Genomic DNA, 15,292 nt, shown 5'->3' on the forward strand with positions numbered 1-15,292 from the left:
GGTCACGCCGCTGCCAAACGGCCGTCAGCCCGCCAGCAGCGCCTTCGCCCGCTCGGCCAGCTCGGTCAGCGGGACCTCGACCTGCTCGCCGCGGATCAGGTGCTTCAGCGTCGCGGTGCCGCGCGCCTTCTCGTCCGAGCCCATCAGCAGCACGACCGGGATGCCTGCGCGGTCGGCGTATTTCATCTGCTTGGCGAGCTTGCCGCCGTCGAGCTGGATTTCCGTGTTGATGCCGGCGGCCCGCAGCTCCGAGGCGAGGCGGAAGTAATCGGCCGACAGCGCCGGGTCCATCTGCGTCACCAGCACCTGGGCGGTCGGCGCACCGTCCTTGATCAGGCCGGCCTCCATCAGCTGGTAGAACAGCCGGGTGGCGCCGATCGAGATGCCGACGCCCGGCAGCTTCGACTTGGTGTAATGGCTCGCCAGATTGTCGTAGCGCCCGCCCGAGCAGACCGAGCCGATGCCGGGATGGTCGTTCAGGAAGGTCTCGTAGACGGTGCCGGTGTAGTAGTCGAGCCCGCGCGCGATGGCGAGGTTGATGCGAACCGCGTCGTCCGGCACCTGGAAGGCGCGCAGCCCCTCGATGACCGTGGTCAGTTCGGCCACGCCCTGGCGGAAGGTCTCGTTCTCGATGTCGAGGGCGCCCAGCGCCGCCAGCGTCTCGGCGTTGGTGCCCTTGGCGTCGATCAGCGACAGAATGGTGTCGGCGGCCCCCCCGGTCATGCCGAGGCCGAGCAGGCTCTCGCGCACCTTGTCGCGGCCGATCTTGTCGAGCTTGTCGATCTCGCGCAGCACCAGCACGCGCTTTTCCGCATCCTCGACGCCCAGCCCGTCGAGCAGCCCCAACAGGACCTTGCGGTTGTTCACGTTGATGGTGAAGCCGCCGAAGGCCAGCTCGGTGAAGACATGGTGGATGACGGCGGGGATCTCGGCGTCGTACTGGGCGGACAGGCTGTCCTTGCCGATCACGTCGATGTCGCACTGGTAGAATTCGCGGAAGCGCCCGCGCTGCGCCCGCTCGCCGCGGTAGACCCGCTGGATCTGGTAGCGCCGGAACGGGAAGGCGAGGTCGCGCTCATGCTCCGCCACATAGCGGGCGAGCGGCACCGTCAGGTCGAAGCGCAGCGCCATCTCGGGCTTGTGGCCCTGCTGGATGGCGCCGGTCGACTGCACGAAATAGACCTGCTTCTCGGTCTCGCCGCCGGACTTGGTGAGCAGCGTGTCCACCGTCTCGAACACCGGGGTCTCGACGGGCACGAAGCCGAACCGCTCATAGCCGTGGCGGATGGTGTCGAGCATGCGCTGGAAGGCCACCTGATGGCGCGGCAGCAGTTCCATCGTTCCGGGCGGGGTGCGGGGCGTGATCAGGCTCATCGGAAGGGGTCCGGACTGGATGGGAAAAGCCCGCGTTTTCTAGCCCCTTTCCCCGTCCCCGTCACCTGCGGGCGGAAATTTTTCGGGCCGGCCGAATTTTTTCGGAAGAGGCGTGGAATGGAACGCGGGGGCGCCGCGTTCATCTTAGCACGACGCCGCGCTGCGGGTCGTTCATCAAACGGGAGAAATCGAATGTCCGGCACCGTCTTTGGGTCGCGTATCCGTTCGTCCGTCTCGACTTTCGCGGTTGCCGCCCTGCTGGCGGCCGCCCCGGCGCTGGTCGCCGGTTCCGCCTCGGCGGCGACGGTGGACCTGAGCACCCCGTCGGCCACCGGCACGGCTCCGTCGGCGACGCCCGCCCCGAAGGCCGAGCAGAAGGCCGCCGCTCCGGTCGCGACCCAGACCACGCCCCAGGCTCCGACGGCGACTACGACCCAGGCCGCCCCGCAGGCCGCCGCACCGGCCAAGCCGGGCCATGTGCAGGTCGCGACCACGCCGAAGGCCGAGGTAACCAAGGCCCAGGCCGACGCGGTCGCCAAGGAGCTGGGCGCCAAGCCGACCGACGCGCTGAGCGTCCAGCTCGGCAAGTACCACGAGCAGATCGAGGCCGCCCACGCGCTGAAGGACAAGGCCGCCCGTGACAAGGCCGTGACCGAGGCCCGCCAGCAGCTCACCGCCATCGGCGGCAAGCCGGTGACGCCCGAGCAGGCCGCGAAGGTCGACGGCATCCTCGGCGTGAAGGCCCCGTCCACCATCCAGTGAGCGTGATCCGCCCGTGACCGGCCGCCCCGCCTCCCCCACGCCGGCAGGGGAGTGGGCGGCCACCCACGGCCTCCGGGCAGGATTCGAGTTCCGGGCGTTGAGCCGGGGCGAGGATGGCGATAGAACGTCCCGAGACGTTCCGTCCCGTTCCTCGCCCCCTCCACGCCAGCGCCGGAAATCCGCCATGCCGCTCGACCGCCTCGTCCTCCGCCGCCCCGACGACTGGCACGTCCATCTGCGCGACGGGGCCATGCTGAAGGCGGTCCTGCCCTTCACCGCCCGCCAGTTCGGCCGCGCCATCGTCATGCCGAACCTGAAGCCGCCGGTCACCCACGCCGCCGACGCCGTCGCCTACCGCGACCGCATCCTGGCGGCGCTGCCGGACGGCGTGGCCTTCACCCCGCTGATGACCGCCTACCTGACCGACGGCACCGACGCCGAGGATCTGGCGCGCGGCTTCGAGGAGGGGGTGTTCGCCGCCGCCAAGCTCTACCCGGCCAACGCCACCACCAACAGCGCCCATGGAGTCACCGACATCGCCCGCATCGCCCCGGTGCTGGAGCGCATGGCGGAGATCGGCATGCCGATCCTGATCCACGGCGAGGTGACCGACCAGAGCGTCGACATCTTCGACCGCGAGGCGGTGTTCATCGACACCATCCTGTCGCCGCTGATGGAGCGTCATCCGACCCTGCGCGTCGTGCTGGAGCATGTGACGACCGCCGACGCGGTAGCCTTCGTCCGCGCCCACGCCGCCAGCGGGCGGATCGGCGCCACCATCACCGCGCACCATCTGCTGATCAACCGCAGCCACATCTTCCAGGGCGGCATCCGCCCGCACCTCTACTGCCTGCCCATCGCCAAGCGCGAGACGCACCGCGTCGCGCTGGTCGAGGCGGCGACCTCCGGCGAGGCGCCCTTCTTCCTCGGCACCGACACCGCGCCGCACACCGTGACGGCGAAGGAGGCGGCCTGCGGCTGCGCCGGCTGCTTCACCGCCGCCAACGCGCTGGAGCTGTACGCCGAGGCGTTCGACGATGCCGGGGCGCTGGACAAGCTGGAAGCCTTCGCCAGCCTGAACGGCCCGCGCTTTTACGGTCTGCCGGCCAATGAGGAGCGGGTGGTGCTGGAGCGCCGTCCGTCGGTGACGCCGGACGTGATCCTGGTCAGCGAGGGCGACGCGGTGCTGCCCTTCCGCAGCGGCGAAACGCTGCGCTGGAGCTTCGCCGGGGTGGTGTGATCCGCGACGCACGCGCCCCCCGACCCTCCCCCGCTGGGCGGGGGAGGGTCGGGGGGCTACCGTCTCCGCCCAAACAGAACTCCGTCAGAACAGGCTCCCCTGCACCGGAACCGGCCGTGGCTTGCGCACCGCCTCCGCCTTCCTCTCCGGCTTCGGCTCGCCGCCGTCCACCGTCGCCGCGACGCGGCCCTCTTCCCCGAACACCAGCGTCACCGGCAGACCCGGCACCGCCTGCTCGGCCCGCGTGATCGGCTGGCCCTCGCGGTCCTGCACCAGGGCGAAGCCGCGCGCCAACACGCCCTTGTAGCTGTAGCTCTCCAGCAACTGTCCGACCGCCGCCAGCTTGGCCCCGCGCTCCTCGACGCTCTTGCCGTAGGCGCGTTCCAGGCGTGGCGTCAGGTCGGCCAGCCGCCGCTCCACCTCGCCGAGCTTCACCCGCGCCGGGGTCAGTGACAACCGACCGGCCACCCGCTCGAAGCGGCCTTCCGCCATCGCCACCGCGTGGCGCAGGGCGCCGTCCAGCGCGCGGGCCTCCGAGGTCAGGCGCTGGCCGGCCTGGGCCAGCTTCTCGCGCGGGTGGCGCAGCTTGGCCGACAGCTCGCCGACCCGCGTCCGCCGCCGCTCGACCAGCGCCGCCGCCGCGAGGTTCAGGCGCTCCGCCCGGTCGTCGAGCCGCTGGGCGTGCCCCTCCAGCAGCGCGCGCGGGTCGCCGAGGCCGCGCGCCAGCCCCTCGACGCGGTTGCGGCGGTCCGCCACCGCGCGGCTGGCGCAGGCCAGCAGCCGGCGCTCGTCGTCGAGGATCTGGGCCAGCAGTTCGGTCCGCACCGGCACCGCCATCTCGGCGGCGGCGGTCGGGGTCGGCGCCCGCAGGTCCGACGCGAAGTCGATCAGCGTCGTGTCGGTCTCGTGCCCGACCGCCGAGATCAGCGGGATGGCGCTGGCCGCCGCGGCGCGGACGACGCTCTCCTCGTTGAAGGCCATCAGGTCCTCCAGCGAGCCGCCGCCGCGCGCGACGATCAGCAGGTCGGGGCGCGGCACCGGCCCGCCCGGCGCGATGCGGTTGAAGCCCTGGATCGCCGCCGTCACCTCGGCCGCCGCGCGCTCGCCCTGGACGGCGACCGGCCACAGCAGGACGTGGCGCGGGAAGCGGTCGTTCAGCCGGTGCAGGATGTCGCGGATGACCGCGCCGGTGGGGGAGGTGACGACGCCGATCACGTCGGGCAGGAAGGGGATCGGCGTCTTGCGCGACGGATCGAACAGGCCTTCCGCTGCGAGGCGGCGCTTGCGCTCCTCCAGCATCTTCAGGAGCGCGCCCTCGCCGGCCAGCTCCATCGATTCGATGATCAGCTGGTACTGCGAGCGGCCGGGGTAGGTGGTCATGCGGCCGTTGACGATGACCTCCAGCCCCTCCTCCGGCTTGACCGCCAGCTTGGCGACGGTGCCGCGCCAGCACACCGCCTCGATGACGGCGGTGTCGTCCTTCAGCCGCATGTAGCAGTGGCCGGAGCTGTGCTTCTTGGGCTGCGAGATCTCGCCGCGCACGCGCACAAAGCCGAACTCGTCCTCGATGCTGCGCTTCAGGCGGCGGGCGAGATCGCCGACGGTGAATTCCGGCAGGTTGGAACCGGGGCGCGGTTCCGGGGCGATCAGCGGGAGGGCGTCGAGGTCGTTGGTCATGGTGCTCTTGAGTTGGGGCGCGGCCATGATACAAGGCGCGATGTCGGCAACAAGCCTTGAAGGGGCGCGTACCATGAAAGTCCTCGTCGTCGGATCCGGCGGCCGCGAGCATGCCCTGTGCCGGGCCATCGCCAACTCCCCGCTGTGCGACGCGCTCTATTGCGCGCCCGGAAACGCCGGCATCGCCGACGTGGCGACGCTGGTGCCGGTCGGTTCGGAGGATGTCGAGGGGCTGGTCCGCTTCGTCCAGGACAACGCCATCGACTTCGTGGTCGTCGGGCCGGAAGGCCCGCTGGTGCTGGGGCTGGTCGACCGGCTGACGGCGCTCGGCGTCAAGGCCTTCGGGCCGAGCGCGGCTGCGGCGGAGCTTGAGGGCTCCAAGGGCTTCATGAAGGACATCCTGGCGAAGTACGGCGTGCCGACCGCCTTCTACGGCCGCTTCACCGACGCCGACGCCGCGAAGGAGTATGTGCGCACGCACGGCGCGCCCATCGTGGTGAAGGCCGATGGGCTGGCCGCCGGCAAGGGCGTCACCGTCGCCCGCACCGAGGCCGAGGCCTTCGCCGCCATCGACGAGGCGCTGGTCGACGGCCGTTTCGGCGCCGCCGGCGCGGAGGTGGTGGTGGAAGAGTTCCTCGACGGCGAGGAGGTCAGCTTCTTCGCGCTGTGCGACGGCGAGAACGCGCTGCCGCTGGCCTCGGCGCAGGATCACAAGGCGGTCGGCGATGGCGACACCGGCCCCAACACCGGCGGCATGGGCGCCTACTCCCCGGCGCCGGTGCTGACGCCGGAACTCCAGGCCCGCGTCATGCGCGAGATCATCGAGCCGACCGTCAAGGGCATGGCGGCGGAGGGCCGTCCCTTCAAGGGCGTTCTGTTCGCCGGCCTGATGATCATGAACACGCCTGACGGCCCGGTGCCGAAGACGCTGGAGTTCAACGTCCGCTTCGGCGACCCGGAATGCCAGACGCTGATGACGCGGCTGAAGTCCGACGCGCTGGCCGCGCTGGTCGCGGCGGCCGACGGGGTGCTCGACGGCATCGACCTGCGCTGGCACGACGGCACCGCGCTGTGCGTGGTGATGGCGGCCGAGGGCTACCCCGGCGATTACAGGAAGAACACGGAAATCCGGGGCCTGGACGCCGCCAACGCGGTGGACTCGGTGACGGTCTACCACGCCGGCACCAAGCGCGCCGAGGACGGCCGGGTACTGTCGGTCGGCGGCCGGGTGCTGGGCGTGACCGCCCTGGCCCCGACGGTGGCCGAGGCGCAGGCGGCGGCCTACCGTGGCGTCGACGCGCTCGACTGGCCTGAAGGCTTCTGCCGCCGCGACATCGGCTGGCGGGCGGTCGGTCGCTGACGCCCCCCAATCACACTGGTTGCCGGCGTTGGGTGCTTACACCTACCGCCGGCTCTTGAAGAAGTCCCGCAGCAGCGCGCCCGCCCGCGTCTCGCCGATGCCGCCATAGACCTCCGGGGCGTGGTGACAGGTCGGCTGCCGGTAGAAGCGCGGGCCGTGGTCGACCGCGCCGCCCTTGGGGTCGTAGGCGCCGAAATAGACGCGGCGCAGGCGGGCAAAGCTGAGCGCCGCCGCGCACAGCGCGCAGGGCTCCAGCGTCACGTACAGGTCGCAGCCGGGCAGGCGGGGCGAGCCGCGCGCGGCGCAGGCCTGGCGCAGGGCCAGAATCTCGGCGTGGGCGGTGGGGTCTGCCAGCTCCTCGGTGCGGTTGCCGGCGCGGCCCAGGATGGCGCCGGTCGCCGGATCGACGACCACCGCGCCGACCGGCACCTCGCCGCGCGCGGCGGCGGCCTCGGCCTCCTGGAAGGCGATGTCCATCGGGGAAGGGCGGAGGCTGCTCATCGGAGGCACCCTGCCCGGCGTCCCGCGTCCGCGTCAAGGCACCGATGGCCGGGCCGCGCTGTTGACGTCGGACGGGCGGGAACCGCCGCCCGACGCCCCGGGAGGACACCATGAAGAACCATGTCTACAAGAAGGTCGAGATCGTCGGCACCGCGGACTCGTCCGTCGACGAGGCCATCCGCAACGGTCTGGAGCGCGCCTGCAAGACCCTGAAGCATGTGGACTGGTTCGAGGTCGGCGAGATTCGCGGCAACGTGCAAGGCGGCGAGATCGCCCAAATCCAGGTGGTCATGAAGGTCGGCTTCCGGCTGGACGACTGATCCCGCCCGAAAGCCCGCACAAAAGGTGACATCCGGGCGCCTGGACATGGTGCGGGCGGTTGCGGGCGGCGCGTTCTGGCCCTATGGTCCGCCGCATGGACACATCCGACACCGACCTGACTTCCGCCGCCGCCCCGGACGGCGGTGAACGCATCGCCAAGCGGCTGGCGCGCGCCGGGCTCTGCTCGCGCCGCGACGCCGAGCGCTGGATCGCCGAGGGCCGCGTCGCGGTCAACGGGCAGACGCTGGAAACCCCGGCCTGCGTCGTGCGCCCTGGCGACGTCGTTCAGGTCGATGGCAAGGTCATTCCCGAACCGGAGCCGGCGCGGCTGTGGCGCTACCACAAGCCCTCGGGGCTGGTGACCTCGGCGCGCGACGAGAAGGGGCGGGCGACGGTCTTCGACCGGCTGCCGCCGGAACTGCCGCGCGTGGTGTCCATCGGCCGCCTCGACCTGACGACCGAGGGGTTGCTGCTGCTGACCAACGACGGCGAACTCGCGCGCTTCCTGGAACTGCCGGCCACCGGCTGGACCCGCCGCTACCGCGTGCGCGTGTTCGGCGAGGTGGACGAGGTACAGCTGGCGGCGCTGGCCAAGGGGCCGACCATCGAGGGCGTCAAGTACGGGCCCATCGAGGCGGTGCTCGACCGCATCCAGGGCCGCAACGCCTGGCTCACGGTCAGCCTGAAGGAAGGCAAGAACCGCGAGATCCGCAAGGTGATGGAAGCGCTGGGGCTCCAGGTCAACCGGCTGATCCGCGTCGCCTACGGCCCGTTCCAGCTCGGCAAGCTGGAGGAAGGCGCCGTCGAGGAGGTGCCGAAGCGCGTCGTCCGCGAGCAGGTCGCCAATTTCTTCGGCGCCGGGGCCGCTCCGGCGGAAACGGCGGAATCGAACACCAAGCTGCGTGCCAAGGCCCGCGCCGAGGCCGCTTCGACTTCGGCGGCCAAGCCGGCGCTTCGCGCCGAAGCCGCTCCGGCGGGTGCCGGCGCGGCCGTCCGCCGCGCGCCGCGCTCCGCGACCAAGCGGATCGAGGCGCAGGCGGCCTGGGGCAAGGAGGACGCCAAGCCGTCGCGCGCCCGTGGCGGCGACGGCGCCAAGCCCGTCCGTGGCAAGACCGACGCGGCCGGACCCGCCGGCGAGCGTCCGGCGCGCGCGCGCAAGACCCTGTCCCTGGGGGATGCGGCGCCCAAGCCGGCGCGTGGCGGCGGCAAGCCGTCGGGCCGCGATCCGCAGGCTGCCAAGGGGCTGTCCAAGCCGGCCGCTGCCTCTTCCAAGCCGGCGAAGGCCCCGCCTCCGTCCCAGCCCAAGCCCAAGCCTGCGTCCGCCGAGGCCCCCGCCGGCCCCAAGAAGCGGGATGGACGGACCGACCGCCAGCGTGTCGATCGCCCGCGCAAGGAGCGTCCCAGCAAGGATCGTCCCGGTGCGGATCGTCGGCGGTAGGCACCGGGGCCGCCGGCTGGTCGCTCCGGACGGCCGCGACACGCGGCCGACCACCGACCGCACGCGCGAGTCGCTGTTCAACATCCTGACCCACGCCGACTGGGCGCCCGATATTGAGGGAGCCGTCGTGCTGGATGCCTTCTGCGGCACCGGCGCGCTCGGGCTGGAGGCACTGTCGCGCGGGGCGGCCCGTTGCAGTTTTCTCGACAGCGGCCGCGCCGCGCTCGATGCGGTGCGCGCGAATGTGGCGGCGCTGGGCGAGGCCGAAGTCGCCACCGTCCTGCGCGCCGACGCCACCCGCCCGCCCGCCGGGCAGCCCTGCGCCCTGGCTTTTCTCGATCCGCCCTACGCCAAGGGGCTGGCGCCGGTCGCGCTCGCCGCCCTGTCGCGGGCCGGCTGGTTGGCCAATGGCGCGCTCGCCGTCGTCGAGGTGGGGGAGGGCGACCCGATGCCCGCCCCGGACGGCTTCACCCTGCTGGACGAGCGGCGCTACGGCGACACCCGCATCCTGTTCCTGACCCACGCCGTGCGGGGCTGACGGGCGTTCCTGCTCGGCCCGCCGGCGAAACCCGCCAGTTCCATTTTTCGATGCGAGAGTCCGCGTCCGGCCCGCCGGCATGACGATGCGGCCCGTCATATGCATCAACGGCATGCCCGATGTTTTTCCATCATGCGGAAAGCCGAATCCAATAGTTGAGTTCCAAAACAATCAGCGGCAAACATTGTGTGTCGCCGAGGTGGTTCAAACACTGTCGCGGCGGCTTCATTCTATCTCCTTTGAATGCACACCCTCGACTGAGGGGGCCGTGCAGGTACCGGCACGGCTTCTTTTTCAAGAATGTGCGTCAAGGCAGGGATGAGGAACGGATGAATAGTCCGGACCGAACCCCGTCGGGATGTGGGTGAAGACGGATTACTTCAAGGTTCGTTGGTTGCATTCCGTTACCCTGGCTTTAGGGCGTCTTTTTCGGCCTTTTTCTGGTATACCAGATTTTATACTCGGTATTCAGAATAACCAGCGTACGGACGGCCCGATGCTGCCGAAGAACTTCAGACAACCGACGGAACGGAATCGTCAGCAAGAACGCATCCGTCCCGCCAACGCAACCGCGACCGGCCGGCAGCGAGCCCCCAAGACGGGGCGGCACCCGGACCGGCAATGGATCAGTTTCGGGAGGTACGATGGCTCATACGTCAACCCCATCGGCGGCAGAACCGGGGGCGCCGATTTCCGACAGCGTTCGTTGGACCCAGATCGTCATCGGCATCGTCTGCATGGTGGCGGCGGCCAACATCCAGTATGCCTGGACGCTCTTCGTTCCGGAAATCCAGGCGACGCATGGCTGGACGCGCGCGTCGATCCAGACCGCTTTCACCATCTTCGTCGTCGTGCAGACCTGGCTGACGCCGATCGAGGGCTACTTCATCGACCGCTACGGCCCCCGGGTCATCGTCGCCGCCGGCGGCTTCTTCACCGGCCTCTCCTGGATCGTCGACAGCTACGCCAGCACCCTGGCGCTTCTCTACATCGGCTCGGCCATCGGCGGCATCGGCGTCGGCTGCGTCTACGCGACCTGCGTGAACAACGCGCTGAAGTGGTTCCCGGAAAAGCGCGGTCTGGCCGTCGGCCTGACGGCGGGCGGCTACGGTGCCGGCTCGGCGCTGACCATCCTGCCGATCTCCGCGATGATCCACAGCAGCGGCTATCAGTCGGCCTTCTTCTGGTTCGGCCTGCTCCAGGGCGCGATCATCATCGCCGCCGCCTTCTTCCTGCGCATGCCGCAGAAGGAACAGGTCAAGGCCTCGACCAAGGTCGCCCAGACCCGCCGCGACTACACGCTGGGCGAGGCGCTGCGCACCCCGGTCTTCTGGGTGATGTGGGCGATGTTCATCGGCACCGTCACCGGCGGCCTGATGGCGGTGGCCCAGCTGGGCGTCATCGCCCACGACCTGGGCGTCAAGGAGGCTCCGGTCAGCGTGTTCGGCCTGACCATGGCGGCTCTGCCCTTCGCCCTGATGCTCGACCGCGTCATGAACGGCATCTCCCGTCCGCTGTTCGGCTTCATCTCCGACCACATCGGCCGCGAGGCGACCATGTTCGTCGCCTTCACGCTGGAAGGCGTCGGCATCATCATGCTCAGCCGCTACGGCCATGACCCGATGATGTTCCTGATCCTCAGCGGCATGGTCTTCCTGGCCTGGGGCGAAGTCTACAGCCTGTTCAGCGCGACCTCGGCCGACACCTTCGGCACCAAGCACGCCGGCAAGATCTACGGCGTCCTCTACTGCGCCAAGGGCGTCGCCGCCCTGCTGGTCCCGCTCGGCAACCTGCTGATGGAGGCGACCGGCACCTGGGCCACGGTGCTGTACGTCACCGCGACCATGGACCTGACGGCGGCGGCCTGCGCGCTCCTCGTGCTGAAGCCGATGCTCGCCAAGCACCACGCCCGCAACGCCGAGGCGGCCCGCATCGCCGAGGCCCAGGGTGTGCCGCTGTCCGCCGCGCAGCCGGCCGGGAATTACAACGGGTAAGGCAAGCGCCCGGAACCCCGGCAAACCCGATTGCTAACCTTCGTGCCCCCTCCCTCCCGTTCCCCGCCATCCGCGGGGGATGGGCAGGCGGGGGCAGAAGCTATGAAAGGGGCCCTCGTGTCGCTCCGGTTCCGTCCTGTCCGGTCTCATTCGATCCAGAAGGGACGCTCCTCGCCCTTGGCGCTCTGCTGGAAGCGGTCGGAGGAAAAGGCGATGCCCGGCTCCTCCTCGGTCTCGTCCTTCACCGGGGGAATGACGTGGAAGGACGCCTTGCCGCTGGCCAGATAGACGGCGTGGCCGATCATTCCGGTGAGGGCGAGAAAAAGAAACGCCTGCGTCTCGATCATGACCGGTCTCCGTTCGTGCCGTCGTTTATGCTGTGGTGCAACATAGGTGTCTGGTGCACCAAAGGCAAAGATTTTTGTATACCAAGTACAAGGGGCCAGCCATGCGCGAAAGAGGGGGCTGAGGCTCGGCCGTGACGCTTCGCCGCCGCCGTTGTTGATAGGCCGCTGGTGATGGCGGAACACGGATGCCGAGGCGGTCATGATCGGGGATCTCTGGTACAAGAACGCGGTCATCTACAACCTGTCGCTGGCGACCTTCATGGATGCCAACGGCGACGGGATCGGCGATTTCCAGGGGTTGCAGCGGCGGCTGGACTACCTGCACGGGCTGGGCATCACCTGCCTGTGGCTGGGGCCGTTCCAACCCTCGCCGATGAAGGACGACGGCTACGACGTCGCTGATTATTACAGCGTCGATCCCCGCTACGGCACGCTGGGCGATTTCGTCGAGTTCACCCATGGCTGCAAGCAGCGCGGCATCCGCGTGATCATCGACCTCGTGATCAACCACACCTCCGACCAGCATCCCTGGTTCCAGCAGGCGCGCAAGGATCCCGCCAGCCCCTTTCGCGACTGGTACGTCTGGTCCGACAGGAAGCCGGAGAACGCCGACCAGGGCATGGTCTTCCCCGGTGTCCAGAAGACGACCTGGACCCACGACCGCGAGGCGCGCGCCTGGTATTTCCACCGCTTCTACAAGTTCCAGCCCGACCTGAACACCGCCAACCCGCGGGTGCAGGCCGAACTGCTGAAGATCATGGGCTTCTGGATCCAGCTCGGCGTCTCGGGCTTCCGCATGGATGCGGTGCCGTTCATCATCGCCACGAAGGGGGCCGACGTCACCAAGCCGGTCGAGCAGTTCGACATGCTGCGGACCTTCCGCGAATTCGTGCAATGGCGCCGGGGCGACGCCCTGTTGCTGGCCGAGGCGAACATCCTGCCGGAGGACGATCTGGAGTATTTCGGCCATGACGGCGACCGCTGCCACATGATGTTCAATTTCCAGGTCAACCAGCATCTCTTCTACGCGCTGGCCAGCGGCGACGGGGGGCCGCTGATCGACGCGATGCTGGCGACCAAGCCGCGTCCCCACTCCGGCCAATGGGGCAGCTTCCTGCGCAACCACGACGAGCTCGACCTCGGGCGGCTGACCGAGGCGCAGCGCCAGACCGTGTTCGACGCCTTCGGGCCGGACAAGCACATGCAGCTCTACGACCGCGGCATCCGGCGGCGGCTTGCGCCGATGCTGCACGGCGACCGCCGCCGGCTGGAACTGGCCTACAGCCTGATGTTCACGCTGCCCGGCACGCCGGTGATCCGCTACGGCGACGAGATCGGCATGGGCGACGACCTGTCCCTGCCGGAGCGCAACTGCGCCCGCACGCCGATGCAATGGTCGGACGAGCCGCAGGCCGGCTTCACCAAGTCCGACAGGCCGATCATGCCGGTGATCAGCGGCGGCGTCTTCGGCTACGAGCGGGTGAACGCGGCGATGCAGCGGCGCGACCCGGAATCGATGCTGAATTGGACCGAGCGCATTATTCGCATGCGAAAGGAATGCCCGGAAATCGGCTGGGGCGACTTCCGGATCCTGAAGACCGGCCGTCGGGAGGTTCTGGCGCTGCGCTACGACTGGCGCAACAACGGGGTGGTCGTCGTCCACAACCTGTCCGACAAGCCGTGCGAGATCCTGTTGGACGTGGACGGCGAGGGCGAGCGCTCGCGGCTGGTCAACCTGCTGTCGGAGGAGCACAGCCTGCCGGACGACAAGGGCCGTCATCCGATGGTGCTGGAGGCCTACGGCTATCGCTGGTTCCGGGTCGGCGGGCTGGATTACCTGATGAAACGCAGCGAGGGGTAGGGCGCGGTGCCGGCGCCCTCAGGCCGAGACCGGCTTCCCTTCGGCGTCGCTCGCCTCGCTGTTCGGGATTGACGGTTTCGGACGGTGCGCCGAGGCGGAGGCGAGCACGCTGCCGATCACGAAGGCGATGGCGGCGCATTCGATCACGGTCGGCAGACGCTGCTCCCAGAGGAAACCGTAGAGCAAGGCGAACAGGGTTTCGAACAGGATCATCTGGCCGACGAGGGTGAGCGGCAGCAGGCGGCTCATCCTGTTCCACAAGGCGTTGCCGACGATCGAGGCGAGGATCGCCACGCCCGAGGCCACCGCGACGAAGTGCAGCCACTCGCCGCCGTCGTGGCTGTCCCCGCCCATCAGAAGGGGGCCGGCCACGAAGGCCGGAATCGCGAGCAGCAGTGCTTGCGCCCCCGTCACCAAGCCGGTCAGCAGGCTCCAGTCATGCGCGGAGACATGGTGGAGCCGGGCGAGCCAGCGGCTGTTGCTCACGGCGTAGGTGGTCCAGGAGATCAACGCGCCGACCGCGCAGAGCAGTCCCGTTACCTCGGCGACCCGCAACCCGGTTCCGCCGCCGCCCAGCGATTGCCACCCGATGCACAGGATGCCGGCGGCCCCGAGCAGCAGCGACGGGAGAAGCTTGCGGAACGGGACCGCGTCGTGGTCCCGGCTGCCGATGATGGTGACGGCGACCGGCAGGAAGCCGATCACCAGCGAGGTCATCGCCATCCCGCCCAACTGCACGGCGCTGGCGAGAAGGACGTAATAGAGGATGTTGCCGAGCAGGCTCAGCCACGCCAGCGCCCACCATTCCCGCCCGCCGATGGTCCCGGACAGCGTCCGCCAGCGCGGGACGACGAGCAGGGCGGCGAAGAGGCCGTAGGCCAGATAGCGCCCCGCGGCGAGTTGCAGCGGCGTGAATTCCCGCGCCAGTTCCGGAGCGAGGAAGACCAGCCCCCAGAAAGCTCCAGCGGCGACGCCGCACCCGATACCAAGCCAGGTCTTGTTCATTCCAGCCACACAGCCCACTCACACGGCATCGCCTCATTTGCGGAGCGAGGATGCCATGGGACGCGGACGCGGTCTTGTCCCGGACTATCGATTTTTGTGCCTGGACTCCCGGCGCTGGCGCCGGTAGGCCGCCGGGGTCAACCCGGTCGACTGGCGCATCGCCCGCGTCAGCGCGCTTTGGTCGGCGTACCCGGCGCGGTAGGCGATCTCGGCGATCGGATGGTCGGACAGGGCGAGCCATTCGCAGACCCGCTTCAGGCGAAGCGCGGCGAGCCACGCGCGCGGTGTGGTGTCGAGTTCGGCGCGGAAGAGCGCATGCAGGCGGCTGACGCTGACGCCGGCGCGCTCGGCCATCATGCCCGTCGTCCAGTCCAGCCCGGGCTCGGGCTCGATCACGGCGAGCAGCGGCGCCAGTCGGGACGGTGGACGGGCTGGGTCCCGCACAAGGGAATCGAGCAGCAGAGGCAGCCAGAGACGCAGGTTGTCCGCCGACACAGCGCCACCATCGACCAGCAGCCCCATGTAATCGACCAGTTTGCCCGCCGCCGGGGGTAGCGGTACGAAGGGCTGCCGGATCAGCCGGTCGCCGACTTCGGGTTCCAGGATGATGGGATCGAGATCGACGATGAGCGAGCGGTTCGGCTTGTCGCTCATCTGTGAATGAGGCGAGCCGGCTTCGACGAACGCCATCCGGGACGGCCCGAGGCGGTCGCCCTTGCCGGCGATGTCCATCTCCAGGGTTCCGCTCAGGGGCAGGACGAGCTGGGCAAAATCGTGACGGTCGGCGCCTTGATCCGCGCCATAGCTGCGAACATCGATGGAGAGGCGCGGCGTCGTGACCATGCCATGCGTATAACCGATATGGAGCCGGCAA

Annotated in this window: 14 protein-coding genes; 8 read left to right on the forward strand and 6 right to left on the reverse strand. The window is 69.5% G+C overall.

Features of this window, described 5'->3' with window-relative positions; translation table 11 throughout:
- Window positions 1–24: 24 nt before the first annotated feature.
- Window positions 25–1,374 carry a histidine--tRNA ligase gene (gene hisS, locus JN22_RS24975; RefSeq protein ID WP_085556463.1) on the reverse strand — a complete coding sequence of 450 codons (1,350 nt, stop codon included), beginning with the start codon at window positions 1,372–1,374 and terminating at the stop codon, window positions 25–27.
- Between the two features lie 192 nt (window positions 1,375–1,566).
- Here hisS and JN22_RS24980 point away from each other — a divergent pair, with 192 nt between their 5' ends.
- Together JN22_RS24980 and pyrC are read left to right on the forward strand one after the other, a co-directional pair.
- Complete coding sequence (locus JN22_RS24980; RefSeq protein ID WP_085556464.1) at window positions 1,567–2,136, forward strand: hypothetical protein; 570 nt, start codon at window positions 1,567–1,569, stop codon at window positions 2,134–2,136.
- Window positions 2,137–2,320: 184 nt separating this feature from the next.
- Window positions 2,321–3,376 carry a dihydroorotase gene (pyrC, locus tag JN22_RS24985; RefSeq protein WP_085556465.1) on the forward strand — a complete coding sequence of 352 codons (1,056 nt, stop codon included), beginning with the start codon at window positions 2,321–2,323 and terminating at the stop codon, window positions 3,374–3,376.
- 84 nt (window positions 3,377–3,460) lie between these two features.
- Here pyrC and xseA read toward each other — a convergent pair whose 3' ends face one another.
- The gene (gene xseA / locus JN22_RS24990) at window positions 3,461–5,053 is read right to left on the reverse strand and encodes an exodeoxyribonuclease VII large subunit (protein ID WP_085557339.1); all 1,593 of its coding nucleotides are present in this window, start codon (window positions 5,051–5,053) and stop codon (window positions 3,461–3,463) included.
- A gap of 73 nt (window positions 5,054–5,126) precedes the next feature.
- Between xseA and purD the strand changes: the two genes are divergently transcribed.
- Window positions 5,127–6,413, forward strand: a complete 1,287-nt coding sequence (gene purD / locus JN22_RS24995) for a phosphoribosylamine--glycine ligase (protein WP_085556466.1) — start codon at window positions 5,127–5,129, stop codon at window positions 6,411–6,413.
- A 42-nt stretch (window positions 6,414–6,455) separates the two neighbouring features.
- Here purD and JN22_RS25000 read toward each other — a convergent pair whose 3' ends face one another.
- Window positions 6,456–6,890: a nucleoside deaminase gene (locus JN22_RS25000; RefSeq protein ID WP_211099703.1), complete on the reverse strand. Its 435-nt coding sequence runs from the start codon at window positions 6,888–6,890 to the stop codon at window positions 6,456–6,458.
- 134 nt (window positions 6,891–7,024) lie between these two features.
- On the opposite strand from JN22_RS25000, the gene JN22_RS25005 reads away from it, so the two are divergent.
- From JN22_RS25005 to oxlT, 4 genes are all read left to right on the forward strand, one after another.
- Window positions 7,025–7,234 carry a dodecin gene (locus JN22_RS25005; protein WP_085556468.1) on the forward strand — a complete coding sequence of 70 codons (210 nt, stop codon included), beginning with the start codon at window positions 7,025–7,027 and terminating at the stop codon, window positions 7,232–7,234.
- A gap of 95 nt (window positions 7,235–7,329) precedes the next feature.
- Window positions 7,330–8,673 (forward strand): pseudouridine synthase, encoded by a 1,344-nt coding sequence (locus JN22_RS25010; protein WP_085557340.1) that lies wholly within the window; start codon window positions 7,330–7,332, stop codon window positions 8,671–8,673.
- The gene (gene rsmD / locus JN22_RS25015) at window positions 8,654–9,211 is read left to right on the forward strand and encodes a 16S rRNA (guanine(966)-N(2))-methyltransferase RsmD (RefSeq protein ID WP_085556469.1); all 558 of its coding nucleotides are present in this window, start codon (window positions 8,654–8,656) and stop codon (window positions 9,209–9,211) included. The genes JN22_RS25010 and rsmD overlap by 20 nt, the downstream gene beginning before the upstream one ends.
- Before the next feature lie 644 nt (window positions 9,212–9,855).
- On the forward strand, window positions 9,856–11,205 hold the full coding sequence (oxlT, locus tag JN22_RS25020) for an oxalate/formate MFS antiporter (protein ID WP_085556470.1): 1,350 nt from the start codon (window positions 9,856–9,858) through the stop codon (window positions 11,203–11,205).
- Between the two features lie 146 nt (window positions 11,206–11,351).
- Here oxlT and JN22_RS25025 read toward each other — a convergent pair whose 3' ends face one another.
- Entirely contained in the window at window positions 11,352–11,552 is a 201-nt protein-coding gene (locus JN22_RS25025) for a hypothetical protein (RefSeq protein ID WP_085556471.1), read from the reverse strand.
- Window positions 11,553–11,751: 199 nt separating this feature from the next.
- On the opposite strand from JN22_RS25025, the gene JN22_RS25030 reads away from it, so the two are divergent.
- Window positions 11,752–13,413, forward strand: coding sequence for an alpha-amylase family protein (locus tag JN22_RS25030; RefSeq protein ID WP_085556472.1), 1,662 nt, complete (start codon window positions 11,752–11,754; stop codon window positions 13,411–13,413).
- Between the two features lie 18 nt (window positions 13,414–13,431).
- Here the strand turns inward: JN22_RS25030 and JN22_RS25035 are convergent, their stop codons facing one another.
- Together JN22_RS25035 and JN22_RS25040 are read right to left on the reverse strand one after the other, a co-directional pair.
- On the reverse strand, window positions 13,432–14,418 hold the full coding sequence (locus tag JN22_RS25035) for a DMT family transporter (RefSeq protein WP_085556473.1): 987 nt from the start codon (window positions 14,416–14,418) through the stop codon (window positions 13,432–13,434).
- A gap of 84 nt (window positions 14,419–14,502) precedes the next feature.
- A complete protein-coding gene (locus tag JN22_RS25040) occupies window positions 14,503–15,261 on the reverse strand; it encodes an AraC family transcriptional regulator (protein ID WP_085556474.1) in 759 nt (252 codons plus the stop codon).
- Window positions 15,262–15,292: the final 31 nt, after the last annotated feature.

Source organism: Azospirillum agricola, assembly GCF_020005195.1.
GTDB classification, from domain to species: Bacteria; Pseudomonadota; Alphaproteobacteria; order Azospirillales; family Azospirillaceae; genus Azospirillum; species Azospirillum agricola.